13 protein-coding genes are annotated in these 16,261 nt (G+C 38.0%); 9 read left to right on the forward strand and 4 right to left on the reverse strand.

Annotated elements, in window-relative coordinates:
* Positions 1-90 precede the first annotated feature (90 nt).
* A complete protein-coding gene (locus G6W42_RS01275) occupies positions 91-2,460 on the forward strand; it encodes an EAL domain-containing protein (protein WP_194172643.1) in 2,370 nt (789 codons plus the stop codon).
* Here G6W42_RS01275 and G6W42_RS01280 read toward each other — a convergent pair.
* Positions 2,457-2,645: a hypothetical protein gene (locus tag G6W42_RS01280; RefSeq protein WP_002940779.1), complete on the reverse strand. Its 189-nt coding sequence runs from the start codon at positions 2,643-2,645 to the stop codon at positions 2,457-2,459. The genes G6W42_RS01275 and G6W42_RS01280 overlap by 4 nt on opposite strands.
* A 129-nt stretch (positions 2,646-2,774) precedes the next feature.
* Between G6W42_RS01280 and dut the strand changes: the two genes are divergently transcribed.
* Both dut and G6W42_RS01290 read left to right on the forward strand, forming a co-directional pair.
* Positions 2,775-3,470: a dUTPase gene (gene dut / locus G6W42_RS01285; RefSeq protein WP_009294967.1), complete on the forward strand. Its 696-nt coding sequence runs from the start codon at positions 2,775-2,777 to the stop codon at positions 3,468-3,470.
* Positions 3,467-4,207, forward strand: a complete 741-nt coding sequence (locus tag G6W42_RS01290; RefSeq protein WP_194172644.1) for an EI24 domain-containing protein — start codon at positions 3,467-3,469, stop codon at positions 4,205-4,207. Before dut ends, G6W42_RS01290 begins: the two co-directional genes overlap by 4 nt.
* Positions 4,208-4,225: 18 nt before the next feature.
* Here G6W42_RS01290 and G6W42_RS01295 read toward each other — a convergent pair whose 3' ends face one another.
* Entirely contained in the window at positions 4,226-4,747 is a 522-nt protein-coding gene (locus G6W42_RS01295) for an ATP/GTP-binding protein (RefSeq protein ID WP_148822898.1), read from the reverse strand.
* A gap of 84 nt (positions 4,748-4,831) precedes the next feature.
* On the opposite strand from G6W42_RS01295, the gene G6W42_RS01300 reads away from it, so the two are divergent.
* The 6 genes from G6W42_RS01300 (at position 4,832) to G6W42_RS01325 (ending at position 13,676) form a co-directional block, all read left to right on the forward strand.
* A complete protein-coding gene (locus G6W42_RS01300) occupies positions 4,832-5,200 on the forward strand; it encodes an L-arabinose ABC transporter (protein WP_242042525.1) in 369 nt (122 codons plus the stop codon).
* A complete protein-coding gene (locus G6W42_RS01305) occupies positions 5,201-5,608 on the forward strand; it encodes a hypothetical protein (protein ID WP_194172645.1) in 408 nt (135 codons plus the stop codon).
* A 294-nt stretch (positions 5,609-5,902) separates the two neighbouring features.
* The gene (locus tag G6W42_RS01310; RefSeq protein ID WP_194172646.1) at positions 5,903-11,005 is read left to right on the forward strand and encodes a retention module-containing protein; all 5,103 of its coding nucleotides are present in this window, start codon (positions 5,903-5,905) and stop codon (positions 11,003-11,005) included.
* Between the two features lie 110 nt (positions 11,006-11,115).
* The gene (locus G6W42_RS01315; RefSeq protein WP_194172647.1) at positions 11,116-11,709 is read left to right on the forward strand and encodes a LemA family protein; all 594 of its coding nucleotides are present in this window, start codon (positions 11,116-11,118) and stop codon (positions 11,707-11,709) included.
* On the forward strand, positions 11,709-12,563 hold the full coding sequence (locus G6W42_RS01320) for a TPM domain-containing protein (protein WP_194172648.1): 855 nt from the start codon (positions 11,709-11,711) through the stop codon (positions 12,561-12,563). The genes G6W42_RS01315 and G6W42_RS01320 overlap by 1 nt, the downstream gene beginning before the upstream one ends.
* A 429-nt stretch (positions 12,564-12,992) precedes the next feature.
* Complete coding sequence (locus G6W42_RS01325; protein ID WP_194172649.1) at positions 12,993-13,676, forward strand: sulfate ABC transporter ATP-binding protein; 684 nt, start codon at positions 12,993-12,995, stop codon at positions 13,674-13,676.
* Positions 13,677-13,748: 72 nt separating this feature from the next.
* Here the strand turns inward: G6W42_RS01325 and G6W42_RS01330 are convergent, their stop codons facing one another.
* A complete protein-coding gene (locus tag G6W42_RS01330) occupies positions 13,749-14,999 on the reverse strand; it encodes a hypothetical protein (protein WP_194172650.1) in 1,251 nt (416 codons plus the stop codon).
* Between the two features lie 72 nt (positions 15,000-15,071).
* The gene (locus G6W42_RS01335) at positions 15,072-16,169 is read right to left on the reverse strand and encodes a CinA family protein (protein ID WP_194172651.1); all 1,098 of its coding nucleotides are present in this window, start codon (positions 16,167-16,169) and stop codon (positions 15,072-15,074) included.
* Positions 16,170-16,261 lie beyond the last annotated feature (92 nt).

Below are 16,261 nucleotides of genomic sequence, written 5' to 3' on the forward strand. Positions count from 1 at the left end.
CCAGATAAGACGATATTACATTTCATAATTAACCTTAAAGAAAAATTTGCAAAATTATAACTAAAAATAAGGTTTGAAACAGAATAAACAATGGAGAGAAACATTTTTTTTACGTCAAATTCGTCACTTATCGTAAGACAAAAACAAATTTTCTATGCCGTTATAGCTCTTTTTATATTTTCTCAGTTTGCCGGCATTTTAAACTATAAAATTTTTGAAAATTTGTTGATATTTTTTGGCTTTGGTCTTGTAGTTCTTGGTATCTACATCTCTATGAACAGATCAAAGCTTAAAGCTATGCACTGGCTTGCTGCATGCTTTGGAGTCTTTATCTGGACTATTATTGACGCCATTAGAAGTGTCAATGAAGACTTTCTTTTAAGAAGCAAAGAGCAAATTTCTTATCTTCATTTTTTCGATCTACTCCCTATGTTTTTACTCCTAGCTGCTGTAGGCATATTTTTTGTAGTCAAATTTATAGCTAGCGATAAAAAGATCCTAGTTCTAGCCGATAGCTTTAACGTTCTTTTGTTAGTTTTCACGCTTGCTTATTGTATTGTTGGAGATATGGGCGATTTTAATATATTGATCCATCCTAAAAGCCCTAGCGAGCTTGCTGCTAGCATTGCTATTTTTGTAAATTTATCTATTTTATTCATTGCTCTTAGTGAAATTTTTAATAGCAACCATCTTTATATTAGACATAGCGGCTTTTTCTTGATAATCGCAAGTGCGATTTTTACGCTATTAAATTTATATGTTTTTTATAATGAGCTTATAAATAAAGGGCATGATTTTACTCTGCACTCTATCTACCTTGTGCCATTTTTTCTCTTAATGCTCGGGGCTTTTTACTTAAGGGGCGACAACAAGCGTATAAGCGCAGCAGATGTTGGCATAAAAACAACATCTAAGCTCGTGCCTATCATCTCAGCTGCACTAATACTAATAAAAGCTGACCTCTCATCTTATGTTGATCTGCTTATAATTTTTGTTGTTGTAGTTGGAGCGGTTATTAGCTATTTTGTGAAGGTGCTTGATCAAAGCGAAGAGATATATAACGCAGAGCAAAATTTACATGATGCTAAAAACAAAGAGAAACACCTAAAGACAAACGAACTTGAGATGATAAATTTAAGCTTAGAGGGCGTATCTGAAAAAGACTATCTAACCTCTCTTGGCAACAGAGACTCTTTGCTAAATGAGCTAAAAGGTATGTGTAGTGTTTTGGGCGAGAAGCAAGAGATCGCAGTTTATTATATAAATATAAGTCGCTTTAAAAATATAAATACCTCTTATGGACATGAGGTTGGCGATAAAATTTTAAAAGCGATAGCAAAGCGCATACGTGAAGCGTGCAACAGACAAGAGGTCACCGCAAGGATCGGCGCTGATGAGTTCATCGTGCTTTCAAAAATGGAAGAAAATAGCCACACTAAACGCATGAAACTTGGTATGGAGCTAAGAGATACGATAGAAAAACCTTTGCAAATAGATAAGTATCACTTTGCGATCAAGAGTGTCGTTGGTATCCACGTTGTCACAAGAGATAACATCAGTGATCCTAGAAATATCATCAAAAAAGCTGATATGGCGATGTATTATGCTAAGCAAAATCCAGCCAAAAACCCGATGGTTTATAATAATGAGATAGATAGCGAAATACAACAAAGCTCAAACATAGAAATAGCTCTTAAAAAAGCAAATTTACAAGAGGATTTTGAGGTATATTTTCAGCCGATCTATGACATTAAAAATTTAAAGATCATCTGCGTAGAAGCGCTACTTAGATGGCAGTCAAAAGAGTATGGACAAAAAGAAGCTGGCGAGTTTATGGATATAGCTAGCTTAAATAGCGACATCTTAAACGACATCTGCACGCTTTCTGTCTCAAAAACAGTAGAACAAGCCGTAAGATGGCAAAACAAAAAGCTAAAAATGCCAAAAATAAGCATAAACATAGCGCAAATTCAAAGCACATCTGAAAAATTTGTAAATGAATTTATGCTAACTTTAAACTCGCACCACCTAAATCCAAAGCAGTTTGAGCTTGAATTTAGCGAAGATATATGGAAAAACGACCAAGAGACGCTCGATAAAATTTTCTCACTTTTGGAGAAAAATAGCATAGATGTTTGTATAGATGACTTTGGATCTGGATATACGTCATTTGTCTATATCAGAAAGTATAAGATCGACCGCATAAAGATAGCAAATGACTTTGTCGCTCAGTCAGTGATCAACAAAAAAGATATGCAAGTAGTCGCTGCTATCATAAATATAGCAAAATCAATGAAGCTAAAAGTGACAGCAAAAGGCGTGGAAAGTCACGAGATAAAAGAGCTTTTAAAAGAGCTTAATTGTAATGAAATGCAAGGATATTTCTTATCTCGTCCGATGAGTGCGGAGGAGTTTGAGAATTCTTTAAGGCAGAATTCTCACATGGTGGCTGATATTTAAATTTCAGCCTTTATCTCTTCGTTTGATTTTACGACCATGCCTGAGCCATGTATCACGCTTGGGATACAGCTTGTGCAGATATCAACCTCTTCGCCGTTTTTGTGAGCGTGGATGAAAACCGCATTTTTGTCATCGCTGCTTTTTAGTCCGCAAACGTTGCAAACTACTAGATCTTTCTCTCTCATCTTTTCTCCTTTGAAATTTTGGGTGATTTTACATCTTGTAAGCTTGCATTAAGATGATTTGGGTCAAGCTTGTCGCTTAAGCATTAATTGTTTTTTGTTATAATCATTTAAAATTTAAAAGGTTTAAAAATGGATGAAAGAACTATTGTTTTAGAGATGTTAAAGATGCAACAAAGCCTAAATGACGAGACAAACGGGCTTGGTTGGGAAAATGGCTATACAAATAAAAATAAACTCATAAGCTGGAGGCGCTGCATATATATGGAGTGCGCTGAGCTTATCGACAGCTTTGCTTGGAAGCACTGGAAGAGCATAGATGCTAAGACTGATGAACAAAATTTACGCATAGAGGTTGTCGATATCTGGCACTTTATAATGAGCCTAGCGCTACAAATTTACAAGGCAAAACAGCTTGGCGATGTTGAGACATTAGCTGATGATATCTGCCAGTCAAGTGGCTTTAGCGACTATTGCAAAGAGCCATTAAAGGTCGAAGATGAGAGCATTTATGAGATCATGAACGATGTTGAGATGCTCATACATGAGTGCAGCGGTTTTGACTATGACATCTTTGATATCTTTAAAATTTATTTCTCAATGTCTTTAAAATGTGGCGTAAATTTATACTCGCTTTATGAGTGCTACATCGCTAAAAACGTGCTAAATCGCTTCCGCCAAAATAATGGCTACAAAGAGGGTAGCTATAAGAAAATTTGGAACGGACGCGAAGATAACGAGGTTATGAGTGAAATTTTATCAAATGGCGTTAGTAAGATTGATGAAATTTACGCCGCACTTGAGCGTGAGTACAAAAAGGTAAAATGATAAATCTTCTTCACCTTGGCTTTAAAGACTTTTTTACAGTCAAATTTATAACACTATCGATCTTGCCACTTTGTCTTAGCATACTTTGCCTAGCTTGGCTAAGCATCTGGGGAGGTGGCGAGATATTTGATCTTTTAAGTGACGGCGCTAAAAACGAAAATTTCGCTTTTTTAGAGTCAAACTCGACGCTATCTTTTATAGCTATTAAAATTTTAAGCTTTAGCGCTACAAAGTGGATAGTTAGCATACTTTTTTACGTCTTAAGCACATTTTTAACGATCATCATTAGCATCGTGATAGCTCTAATCGTAGCTGGCTTTTTAACGCCAGTTGTGGCCAAAGAGATAAACAAAAGGCACTACAACTACGTGCTTAAAAGCGAGGCTAGCACGGCTAGAGTGCTAAAGGTGATGATGGTTGAGATCATGAAATTTCTTGGGATCTTACTCGTTTGCTTGCCACTTTTGTTTGTGCCATTTGTAAATTTCTTCATCATCAACGTGCCGTTTTTTTACATCTACTATAAGCTTTTACTAATAGACGTCGGCTCAAACACACTTGATAGCGATAAATTTGAGCTAGCATTGCTTGAGGGTGGCGGGGTTAAATTTGTAGTTTTTACACTTTTGTTTTACGTTATCTCGCTTGTACCGCTTGTGGGATTATTTTTTCAGCTTTATTTTGTGATAGTCTTGTCGCACCTCTTTTATCAAAGAGAGGCGCTGGTTAAAATTTAGAGCCAAAAAGCTCTAAATTTATGCGTAGTAAGATACTTTTTTGCTCTCATCAAGCAATGTGTCAAATAGCCTTTTTGTCGCACTTAGTAGATTTTTATTAGCATCATTTTTAGCTAAAAGTTCGTCAAACATCTTTAGCATATTATCATTTATGAAATTTTTATGATCCATATCTTTTGCGTCAGGCAACATCTGCTTGATCTTGTTTGAAAGCTCACTTATGCTTTGGCTACTACCTGCGATCTTGTCGCCCTCTTTGACATTTTTCATAAACTCATCAACCTGTGGGCGAATTTGCTTCATCGCCTCTTCGATCTCTTTCATATCTTGCTCGTCTATGCCGTTGCCTTTATAGGCAAACTCATAGCCGTATTCGTGCGTGAGAGTTAGACTTTTTTGGCTTGAAGTGCCATTTTTCTGGCTAGAAAACTCTAAGTTTTTGTTGTCATACATAGAAAAGCTTATCTCATCGCCTGAGCTAGTCTTCATCGAAAAGCTCATATTGTTGTAGCTTCCTTGAGAGTAAAAATTTGTTTGCATTTTTAAATCCTTTTGAGGCTAAATCGGCAAAATTTTAATTTCATAAAGCAAAATTTTGTAAAATGCGTCAAAAAAGGACGGGCGATGTGTTGTTTTGGGACTAGGGTTTTTTTGCTGATGCTTATAACTGTTTTAAGCTTTGTTTTTGCTAGGCTTTGGCCTGTTTTGCCAGTCGTTGGCTACTACTTGATACTTGCAAATTTACTTGCCATTTTAATGTTTTCACTATTTTTTAAAGGGCTTTTGCCAAGCTTCGTAAAGGTAAATGCTATCCACTATTTTTCGCTCATTGGTGGCTTTTTTGGGGCGTTTTTAACAATGCTTGCTTTTAAAAAGGTTGCAAAAGATAAATTTACTCTAATAGAGCTCATTATTTTTACGCTTTGGGTGCTTATAATCACCATAGTCATCTTTAAATTTCAAACCATTCTTGGCATTTTTAGGGGAATTTAGATGGATGAGAGGATAGTTAAATTTTTAAAAAAGATGCACCTTGCAAGTGTCTGCGCCATTGATGATGAGGGTCAGCCTTACGCTTTTAGCGCATTTTACGCCTTTGATGAGCTAAATTTTTGCCTTTTACTAGCTAGCTCTGATGAGAGCTCACATGTTAAATTCTTAAAAAACTCAAAGCTCGTTGCTGGCACCATCGCTCTTGATACGAAGATTGTTGGCAAGATAGAGGGCGTGCAGTTTCAAGGGGTGATGAGAGAGGCTAGCGCAAGCGAGCGAGAAATTTACTTTAAAAGATTTTTTTATGCAAAAGCGATGGATCCAAAAATTTGGTCTATAAGCCTTGAAAAGGTTAAATTTACGAGCAATACTCTAGGCTTTGGCAAGAAAATTCTTTGGCAAAAGTAGCTAAAAATCGCATAATATTTTCGTGTTAGCTTAAAAGATGCTCTTTCTTAAGGCATTCAGAATAACGCTTTTATGAAACGAAAGGTACATGTACCATATAAAATTTTTTTAAAAAATTTTTTACACAAAAGTTACACAAAATGCCTTTTTTAGGGGGAATTTTAAAAATATTAAAGTGTGATAAAAGAGTATTAAATAACTAAAAATAAACTTAAATTTACCCAAATTTTACTTAATATCCCCAGCCTCACTCTTATTATATAATCGCCGAAAAAATTATATAAGGAGAGTTTTATGGCTAAAGAAGCGGGTGTAGTAAAATCGCTAAGTGGCAAGGCGGTCGCAGTTGATCAAAACGGAAACGAGAGAGAGCTAAAAGTTGGTGACATCGTTTATATGGGCGAGATTGTCAAAACTAGCGATGCAGCCGACAAAGTAACTATTGTTGCAAATAACGGCAAAGAGCTAACTGTACTAGGAAGTGACACGCTTTCTTTAAATTCAAATACGATAGGCGCTGAGGGCTTAGCTGATATAAGCGCTTTACAAAATGCTATTTTAAATGGTGGCGATCTAACAAAACTTGAAGAGACTGCTGCTGGTGGTAATGCTGCTGCTGGTGGTGGAGATGGCGTTAGCCTTGGCGAAGCTAGATTTGCTGAGGGTGGTCACTACTCAAACATCAATGAAAATTATAGAAATTTAACTGATACAAATAGAGCTTTTGCTTCATACGATAGCCCAATAGGCGGCTATAATGATGGAAATGGTGACTCTGATAGAGAGGATGGTAGTATAGTTACCCCAGTTACCCCAACAACCCCAGTAACCCCAGTTACCCCAACAACCCCAGTAACTCCGGTTACTCCAAATAATCCTGCAATAATCCCTGGTGCACCTACTGTTAAATTTATAAATGATATAAATGGCAACCACACTTTAAGCAGAGTAGAGCATGGAAATGATACAAATATAAATACATCTAAAGTTCTTATCACAGTACCAAATGACGGTACAGTAAGAGCTGGTGATATACTAAAAGTCACTGTAACTGATCCAAATGATAATGAAACTACAACAAACATAACCATCACTCCAGCTATCATAACTAATGGCTATCCTATAGACGCACCTGTAGAGCCAGGTAAAAACTCAAAAGTAGAAGCAAGTGTTACAAATTTCCAAGGTAACACTGGTGGTAGTAGTGAAGATCACGTAACTCCTACAAAATCAAGCGTAAGCGTTGAATTTACAGAAGATAGAAATAACGATAAATTTTTAACTTATACAGAAAATAAAGATGACAATAAGCAAAATGAGTCGCCAGTACTTATAAAAGTAAGTGATGTTATCCCTGGAGATAAACTTCACATTACTCTAACAAAACCAGATGGCACTACTGAAAATAGAGAAGTTGCTATCGATCAAAATATAATCAATAATGGCTACAAGATAGACAATATGCCAGTTGCTGAGGGTAAAGTTTCAAAAGTAGATGCTTATGTTACTGATAGCACAAACTCTAGCACTTGGAAGAGCGATGTAGCAACCGATGATGTTACTCCAGATGTAAGACCAACTTTAACATTTACTGAAGACCACGATAATGATGGCGGTATAGATGACTGGGAAAATAGCAAAGATGGAAACTTTAGAAGCACAACAGTTGAAGTAACACTTCCAAAAGATGTTGTAGCAGGCGATAAAGTTGTCATAACTTACACTGATCCACTAACTAAACAAAATACAACAACAGAAGTGCCTCTTACACAAGCAGACGTTGATAACCATAAGGTAAATACATCTTTACCAGTTTTCCCTGACGTATGGAACTATGCAAGTGCTCATGTCGTAGCTGCAGATGGCACACCAAAGAGTGCAGAGTCTAATAAAGATAATGTAATACCTATCGGTAGAAACATGGATATAAAATTTATAGAGCAAGACACTCTTCATGAAATTTCAAGACAAGAGAGTATGGACGAGCATGAGGTAAATAAAACAACAGCTCTTATAAGACTTCCAAACAAAATAGACAATGGTGATACACTCACACTTCATATAAATGAGCCTGGAAAAGCACCATATGATAGAAATTTCACTATACATATGAATGATAAAGGTGAGGTAACTGGTATAACTGAGATCGGCAATGGCGGACAAAATTTCCCATTTACAAAAGAGGACTTTAATCAATACTCATTTGAAGTACCAGGCTTTGATCTAAGGCACGGACAAGATACCACTATCAAAGCTAGCATCACAAACATGAAACCAGGCAGACATGATACATATATAAATGAGCCAGAAGTTTCAGCTAGCTTAGAGCATGTAAAAGCACCTGAGGTTATCTTTGATGAGGCGCATAACTCAAAAACTATGAGCAGAAAAGATTCAGCTAGCGACCATGATGAATTTAACACAACTGCAACTATCAAGATCCCTAAAAATGCAGTAGATGGCGATAGGATCGAAGTTAAGATCACTGAGCCACAACTTGATGGTACAACTAAAGATAGAACGCTTAAATTTAATGTCCATAAAGATGCTTCAGGCGTTAAGATAACAGACGAGCATGTCAATGATGTAGCAGTAAGCGACAACGGCTTTAAAATTTCTCATGTTGGTACATTAACAGGAGCTGAGACTAAAATTTCAGCTACTATCATCGATAAAGATGATGTTCAAAGTGCTACTGGAACAAATAGTGTAAGCGTAACAGAGCTTGATGACTCTGGAATTTTCTTTGGCGAAGATATTGATGCTAATACATCTATCACAAGAGATGAGAGCATGAAAGATAGAGATCTTCATAAGACTGATCTAAAAGTAAAAGTGCCAAATAATGTGATAACTGGCGACAAGATGATACTTGAGGTTAAAGCTGATGGCACCAAAACTTTACAAAAAGAATTTACTATCACAAGAAATGGCAATAGCATTACTCTAACAGATGGCACTGATACTATAACAGCTGATAGTGATAATAAAATCACAGTCCCAGGCATAGTAATAGGTGAAGGTAAAAATACTGAGGCTCAAGCAACATTTACAGATGCCAAAGATCATGCAAAAACCATAGTAACAAACCACGCTACCCTTGAAAAGCTTCATGATGATATGAGTGTTATATTTAAAGAGGATACAGACTTTAATGGAATTTTAAATGGAAACGAAGCAAGTTCAGATGGTGTTTTAGATAAAACCACAGCTATCATAAAACTACCAAGCAACGTTGTAGATGGTGACGTGTTAAAGATAACTACAAGCATAGAAAATAGAGCAGAAACTCCTAAAACTTATACTATCCACAAAGACGCTCATGGCAACATAACAGTAGATGGTCTAAATGTGGTTGGCAATAAAGCTGTTGAGTATACAGTACCGTTACAAGAAGATAAAACAAGTAAGATAAGTGCAACAGTTAGCGATGCAACAGGCGTTGATAAGGTAGAAGCTGGTAGCGATATCTTACTTGATGCTGCTGGTGATGGTGGTACAAATTTCTATGTACTTATCGATGAAGACAAAGATAGAAATGGCAAACTAAGTAGAGACGAGGCAAACTCAGATGGTAAGGTTAAAGAGACATCTGCAACCGTATCTCTACCAAGTGGTAACCTACATGCAGGTGATACATTTACTGTAAAAGTAAATGGCGTGCCAACTACATATGAAGTAACTAGCAACAATAGCCACATACTAACGATAAAAGATGCAGCTGGAAACAATGTGTCTTTAGCACCAGGCAACCTACTAAAGATACCTCATATCGCTGTAAGCGTTACAAATCCTGCTAAGGTTGAAGTAGAGATACCTAATATCGCACCTAAATCAGCAGAGGCGATACTAGAGCCTATAGACAATAACGAGCTAAGCGTAATTTTCAACGAAGATAATGCTAATAGAAACAATGAACTAAGTAGAGATGAGGCTATATCAGATAACAACCTAAAAACTACAACAGTAAGCGTAAAAGTGCCTTACAATGTTGTAACAGGCGATCACGTAAAAGTTGATTATGTTGATCCAAATACTGGCACCCAAGGAAGTAGAGAATTTAAAATAACTAAAACAGCAGATGGTAAAATCACTGCTACTGATATAATAAATGGTGGAACACCACAAGATATCACAAAAACTAACACCATACAAGTAGATAATGTCCCTATGAAGCCAGGCGAGAAAACAAAGGTAGATGCGACTATAACTACTCAAGATGATCAAACAGCACATGCTGACGCAGAGGCAAAGCTAGCACAGCTAAGCAGCAAAGGCCTAAGTGTAAGCATAGCAGCTGATGCAAACGACAATGGCACTATCACAAGAGATGAGACAAGTAGTAATACTTCAAAAGTAAGCGTATCTCTCCCTGGTAGCGTAATAGCTGGCGATAGTATAAAAGTTGAGATCACAAATGCTGGCAGTACAACGCCTGTGACTAAAGAATTTAAAGTTCTTAGCAAAGACCCACTTGGCAATATCAAATTGCAAGATCAACAAGATCTCGCACACCCTTTCACTCTTGAAAATGGCAAACCACTTGAGCTTGATGCAGCTATCGCAGTAGGACAAGAGACAAAAGCAAAAGTCTCTCTATCTGATGGAACAACTACTGTAAGCGCAGAAGATCATGCAAAAGTTGAGATGGATGCTATAAGAGGTATGCAGTTTAGCGAAGATGGCAATAGAGATGGACATCTATATGGCAACGAAAATTTTGGCGGTAATAATAAAACTCAAGATACAACGCCAGTTAAAATTTATGTTAGCGATGATGCAAGAGTAGGTGATACAGTTGAGATCAAATATACTGATCCAGACAATCACGCTCAAACAAAAACAGTAAATCATGTACTAACAGCTGATGATATGAGTAAAGGTGTATTTGATCAGTTACTAGACATCAACGCAAGATCAGCTTATGATCTAAAAGTAGATGCTACGCTTAAAACTCCAGGCGGTCTTGTAAATAAAACTCATAGCGATACACTTCGCATAGAGCTTGAAGACTTTAGGATGGATTATGATCCAAGCAAAGTGATGAAAGGTGGAGAGGGTACATCTGATACGATCGTCTTTAGAGATACTTCTTACGTAGATCTTAGCGGCGTTACTGACCTTAACACAAAAGTTGAGAGCATCGAAAGGATCGAGCTAAAAGGCAACTCTGAGATCAAATTTGACGCAAAAGATATCTTTGCTATGACTGATAACATCAACACTATCCTTAAGATAAGAGGCGATAGCACTAGCAAGGTAGATATAAAAGATAAGTGGCATGAAGACTCATCAGTACATGCTGACTTTGGCTCAAAAGGCTACACAAGCAACGATACTATAAATGGTCAGACAGTACATATTATCATTGAAGATAAGATCCAAACAGACCTATAATCCCCAAAAAGTGAGTGCCATTTAAGCACTCACTTCACTTACCTAACTTCAAATTCACATCATTTTTTAAGCCTTATTTTACTAATATCACCCCTTTTAAAGGAGAAGACATGAAAAATTTAATAGCCATAGTTGTGGTCATAGCAGCACTTGTTTTTGGCGCTTTCAAATACGCAAATTCATTTGTCGTGCTTGATGAAAACACCAACGAGAAGTGGTCTCAGGTGCTAAATCAATACAAAAGAAGAGCCGATCTAGTACCAAATTTAGTTGAGACTGTAAAAGGCTACGCAGCCCACGAGCAAAAGGTCTTTGAAGACGTGTCAAACGCAAGAAGCAAGAGCATGCAAGTAAGCATCGACGCAAGCAGCCTTAGTGACGAGGCAAAAGTTAAAGAATTTATGGCAGCTCAAGGTCAGCTAGGCTCCGCACTTGGCAGGCTAATGGCGGTTAGCGAGAGCTACCCAGAGCTAAAAGCAAACCAAAATTTCCTCTCACTCCAAAGCCAGCTTGAAGGCACAGAAAACCGCATAAGCGTAGCAAGGCGCGACTACATCGAAGCCGTAAAAGAGTATAACGTAGCTCTTAGAAGCTTTCCTGGTAAATTTATAGCCAGCATTTTTCATCCAGAGATGAAGCCAAAACAAGGCATCGAGGTTAGCAGCGAAGATATGAAAAACCCAAAAGTTTCGTTTGAGAAATAATGAAAAAAATCATTAGCCTTTTGCTCTTTGCGCTTTGTTTTTGTTTTGCTCTAAATTTCAATGAGCAGATCAATGATGAGGCTCATATCTTTTCACAAAATGAAAGAGATGAGCTTTTAAGCTTAGTGCAAAATTTCGAGCAAAATAGCACCACGCAAATCGCCATAGTGACGTTAAATTCGCTTGAAAATAAGAGTATCGAAGAGCTATCGCTAGAGATAGCTAGAGACTACAAACTAGGTCAAAAAGAAGATAACAACGGCGTGCTTTTAGTGGTAGCTCCAAATGAGAAAAAGGTCCGCATCGAGGTTGGATACGGGCTTGAAGGGGTGCTAACTGACGCCATCTCAAGCCAGATCATAAACGGCGTGATGATACCTCAGTTTAAAAATGGCAATATGAGCGAAGGCGTGAAAGATGGCGTTTTAGCGATCATAAAAGTGGCTAGCGGCGAGGAATTTAGTAGTAAATCCGGCCTTAGCGACTTGCCTTTTGGCGTATTTGCCTTTTTTGCTGGCATGCTCTCTTGTTTTGCCTCTGTGATCTTTGGCAAATTTTTTATGCGAACTGGCTTTAGCACGTGCTTTGCTGGACTTGTATCAACCGCACTTGAGCAGGGATTTGGCGTGCAAAACTACCTTATCATCTTTGGCGTTTTTGCCTTTATATTTGCGGTATTTTTCTTTATTTTAAAAGACGCTTTTAAGAAAAATAACGGCGGTGCAAGCCCGCTTGGTGGCTTTAGTCGTGGTAGATCAGACTCGAATGGAGGTGGTGGTCGTTCAAGTGGCGGAAGAGGCTTTGGCGGCGGAGGTGGTGGTTTTGGCGGAGGCGGAGCCAGCGGTAGTTGGTAAAATTTGCCTGCTTTAGAAGTAAATTTATTATTTTGCAAATTTTAAAATTTGCTAGAGTTTTAGATTGCGTGCGGCGCAAAGCGCTATCGCATGCCACTTCTAACGTTGTAGGGGTTAGGGGATTGTTAAGGGGGAAGGGAGCGACTTCGTAATTCAAGCCTCTTCCCCCTTAACAAAGAAGCAAACATTTAAATTTGATTAGATTGCTTTGCAAATTTTAAAATTCCATTCACTCGCAAGAATTGACTACTAAAATTTGGCTTCGCTTACCGCTTAGCTCAAATTTTAGAGCCGAAATTACTCGTTCATGAAATTTTAAAATTTGACATTTTTCTTTGTAGAACAAAGGATTATTTTGTGCATTTTATACTCGGCATTTGCATATAAAAGCTAAATTTCTTAAAATATGCCAAAAAATTAGGAGCAAAAATGCTATCAGGCGAGCTACTTAAAAGCCATTTTGCTAAATTTGATCTAGTGGCGATGCTTAGCGAGTTTTTAAAGCAATGTTCTTTTGATAAAGAAAAATTTCAAGCACTTAGGCGAGATAGCTTTAAAAGTTTAGATAAGAGCCAAAGAGAGGAGCTTCTTAAAATAGCGGGCTTTAAAGCGTATCTTGACACGAAATTTCAGAAATTTTTGCGTGAGCTGATGCAAAGCAAGATCTTCGTTGTAAGCGGTGTGGAGTATAAATTTAGCGAGCTTGAAATTTACACCTGCTTTGATGCTAACACCTACAAAAGATCGTGCGAGGCGGGCGAAATTTACTTTCACAACTTTGGTTTTGACATCTCTTTTAAGAGCGAGCCAGCGCTTTATGGTGGCATCTTGGTAAGGAGCTTGAAACCATTAAAAGAGCGAAATTTCATCTTTGGACCAAGAAAATGTGCCTTGCATATCTTAAATAGCAAAATAAGTAATTTAAATTTTGATCTCAAAGATGCTGATTTTAGAAATGATGAGGTCGCTTTTACGCCAAGGATTAGGTCGTTTAAAGATGAGACTGAGCTTCAAAATGACGCTTTAAGGGCGGTTAGTGGCGAGTTTAGTAAGGCCCTTGAAAGTGCAAAAGAGTATAGAAAAAGAGTTGAAAATGCATATAAAAAGGGGTGAAATTTATCTTTTTATCGGCTTTGAGGCTGAGAAATTTAGCCCCGAGCGTTTAGCTAGCTCGGGGCTTTGGTTTTATTTTATAACGGCTAGTTTACCAGTGCCTGCGTTTTTATTTACCTCGTTTTGGACGTTTGAGGCTTTTATTGGCTCAAATTTATATGGTGGCTCAAATGGTGGCTTAGTTAGCTTTTTACAAGTGTTGCCTTTTTTAGAAAGGTCTATGTTACCACTTTGAAAAATAGCGCCATTGCTACATTTGTAGCTTATATTTACACCTTTTGCAAAGTAGTTGTTTTGGGCGTATATCAGCGAGCCAAAACGCACACCAATAGCGTATTTTTGGTCATAAAAGCCATCTTTTGCATCATAAAAGTTGTTATAGGCATGCACCTTTGAGTTGCGTGCCATAGGTAGGCGTTGAGCACAGTTATAAAAAAGGTTGTGAGCGAGTGTTATCGTCCTTGTTTCGCTACTGCCATCTGAGTCTTTTGAGCCTATTAGCATCGTTTTATCGTGATTTTCAAAGATGTTGTGTGATATCGTGATAGCTTTACTATCTCCTTTAATGTCGCATAGTCCGTCGTAGGCTTGCCATTTAGTAAGCTCTCCGCCTGCTAAATGCACATGGCTAGGATCTACTGTGTCCTTAAAATGGCAGCGATCTATCCAGATATTTTTGCTTGACTCTATGCTTATACCATCGTATTGCGCGTTAAAGCCATCATTTTTTTCTATATCTGGAAATGGGTCAAAAGCATCTTCAATCTTCATATTGCGGATCGCGATATTTTGGACATTTTTTAGTAAAAATGAGCCGCCTTTTATGCCTGAGTTTTCGCCTAGTCCGATTATCGTGGTGTTGCTAGCTACTGGCACTACTATGAGCTTTTTATACTCATTGGCTAAATTTTTGCGAAGCGCTGCTAGTTTTGGATCTTGCGATCCATCTAAATTTGCAAGGCATGAAGCACCGTAAGCCTGCATAAACTGGGCATAAGAGCTAAACTCATCACCACTGATCTTTCTTATAAATTTATCTAGCTCTTCGCTCTCACCATTTTGCGGGATCTTGCCTTCGCTAAGATCTATGAGGCCATCCACATAGATGACGTAGCCACCCATTTTGGCGTATTTTATCAAGCTTTGTCTATTTTTTATAGTGACTTCTTTACTCTGCTTGCCAACATATCCGCCAAAATTTGGCGCTGCACCAATGCTGGCGTAACCAAAAGGCTGGTCGCTTGCTTTTATCTCGATCATCTGCGTCTCAGCCCCACATGCAAATAACGCACCAATGGCGAGCAGAAGTATCTTTTTAAGCACTTATTGCCTCCTAAATTTGGCTTTTTGTTTTTAGATTATTAAATTTGGCAAAAGGGTCTAAAAAAACAAAATTTATGCGAAAAATATCTCACTTTTTAGGCGAAGTAGGCATAGATACGCACTTAGCACGCTTTGCTCTCTTACGTAGTTGCGCTCCCCTTTTAAAAGAAGCCTCTCAACCTCAATGTTACCGTTTCTATCGCCAGCTGCGACATATACTGTGCCAACTGGCTTGCTAGCTGTGCCCCCGCCAGGTCCTGCGATACCGCTAATAGCAAGCGCAAAGTCCGCATTTGTCGTGCTTAGCGTGCCTTTTACCATCGCTTTTACGCAAGGCTCGCTCACGGCTCCGTAAGTATCTAAAATTTCATCCTCAACGCCCAGCCACTCATGTTTTATGTGATTTGCGTAGGTTACTAGCGAGCCATCAAAGCTAGCCGAGACACCTCCATATCTTGCAAATTTAGCCGCAGCAAGCCCAGCCGTGCAAGACTCGGCAAATGAAATTTTAAGCCCCTTTTGCATGAGCTTTTTTGCTACAAATTTGATCACATCTTTTTGTGGGATAAATTTTTGTGAAAATAGCGTTTTTACGCCTTGTAAAAAGCTCTCAATCTGGCCAAATTTATTGCTTTTTGCTCTTACTAGTATCAAATTTGGCAGGATCTGCGCAAGGGTGATATCGACCTCATAAGTTTTAGCAAGTGGCAGCATAAGGATCTTAGCGCTATCTGCGTCGATGTCTATTAGATGAAAGTAGCTAAAATCAGGCTCGTACTCGGTGAGAAACTCACCTAGCTCTTCATTTGGATTAGCTTTTATGAGATTTATCTGAGCGTTATTTAGGCTAGCTAAAAAGCTATTTTTAGAGTAGTCTAAGCTATCTTTAAGTGCAAGTGTCGTGCTATCTTTTAGCTCGAGCGAGCCCCCAGTTAGCGTCGCCACGATCTTTGCGGCGATGGCAAAATTTTCATCTGAGCCAAAAATGCTTACAAAGTCGTAATCTTTTGATAAATTTTCGATGATAAAAGGTAGCTCTTTGCTATTTTTTGGAGCAAAACTGACCTCTCCAAGCTCGCCAAAATGATCCTCGTAGCTCTGAAAAATGTAGTTTAGAAATTCTCTATTTATCTCAAGATCTTCGCCTATTATCAAGATACTTTGTCTCATTTTTAAGCTCCTTTTTTTGCCTCATTATACTATTTTTCAGTGTGATTTAACCAGCACAGGTGTAAAATTAGCAAATTTTAAAATCAAGGTAA

It is taken from the genome of Campylobacter concisus, from assembly GCF_015230015.1.
Taxonomy (GTDB): domain Bacteria; phylum Campylobacterota; class Campylobacteria; order Campylobacterales; family Campylobacteraceae; genus Campylobacter_A; species Campylobacter_A concisus_AF.

What these genes read in the sequence shown, in the direction of transcription:
- G6W42_RS01275 (WP_194172643.1), top strand. Translation starts at nt 91, where the DNA reads ATGGAGAGAAACATTTTTTTTACGTCAAATTCGTCACTTATCGTAAGA.
- G6W42_RS01280 (WP_002940779.1), bottom strand. Translation starts at nt 2,645, where the DNA reads ATGAGAGAGAAAGATCTAGTAGTTTGCAACGTTTGCGGACTAAAAAGC.
- dut (WP_009294967.1), top strand. Translation starts at nt 2,775, where the DNA reads ATGGATGAAAGAACTATTGTTTTAGAGATGTTAAAGATGCAACAAAGC.
- G6W42_RS01290 (WP_194172644.1), top strand. Translation starts at nt 3,467, where the DNA reads ATGATAAATCTTCTTCACCTTGGCTTTAAAGACTTTTTTACAGTCAAA.
- G6W42_RS01295 (WP_148822898.1), bottom strand. Translation starts at nt 4,747, where the DNA reads ATGCAAACAAATTTTTACTCTCAAGGAAGCTACAACAATATGAGCTTT.
- G6W42_RS01300 (WP_242042525.1), top strand. Translation starts at nt 4,832, where the DNA reads ATGTGTTGTTTTGGGACTAGGGTTTTTTTGCTGATGCTTATAACTGTT.
- G6W42_RS01305 (WP_194172645.1), top strand. Translation starts at nt 5,201, where the DNA reads ATGGATGAGAGGATAGTTAAATTTTTAAAAAAGATGCACCTTGCAAGT.
- G6W42_RS01310 (WP_194172646.1), top strand. Translation starts at nt 5,903, where the DNA reads ATGGCTAAAGAAGCGGGTGTAGTAAAATCGCTAAGTGGCAAGGCGGTC.
- G6W42_RS01315 (WP_194172647.1), top strand. Translation starts at nt 11,116, where the DNA reads ATGAAAAATTTAATAGCCATAGTTGTGGTCATAGCAGCACTTGTTTTT.
- G6W42_RS01320 (WP_194172648.1), top strand. Translation starts at nt 11,709, where the DNA reads ATGAAAAAAATCATTAGCCTTTTGCTCTTTGCGCTTTGTTTTTGTTTT.
- G6W42_RS01325 (WP_194172649.1), top strand. Translation starts at nt 12,993, where the DNA reads ATGCTATCAGGCGAGCTACTTAAAAGCCATTTTGCTAAATTTGATCTA.
- G6W42_RS01335 (WP_194172651.1), bottom strand. Translation starts at nt 16,169, where the DNA reads ATGAGACAAAGTATCTTGATAATAGGCGAAGATCTTGAGATAAATAGA.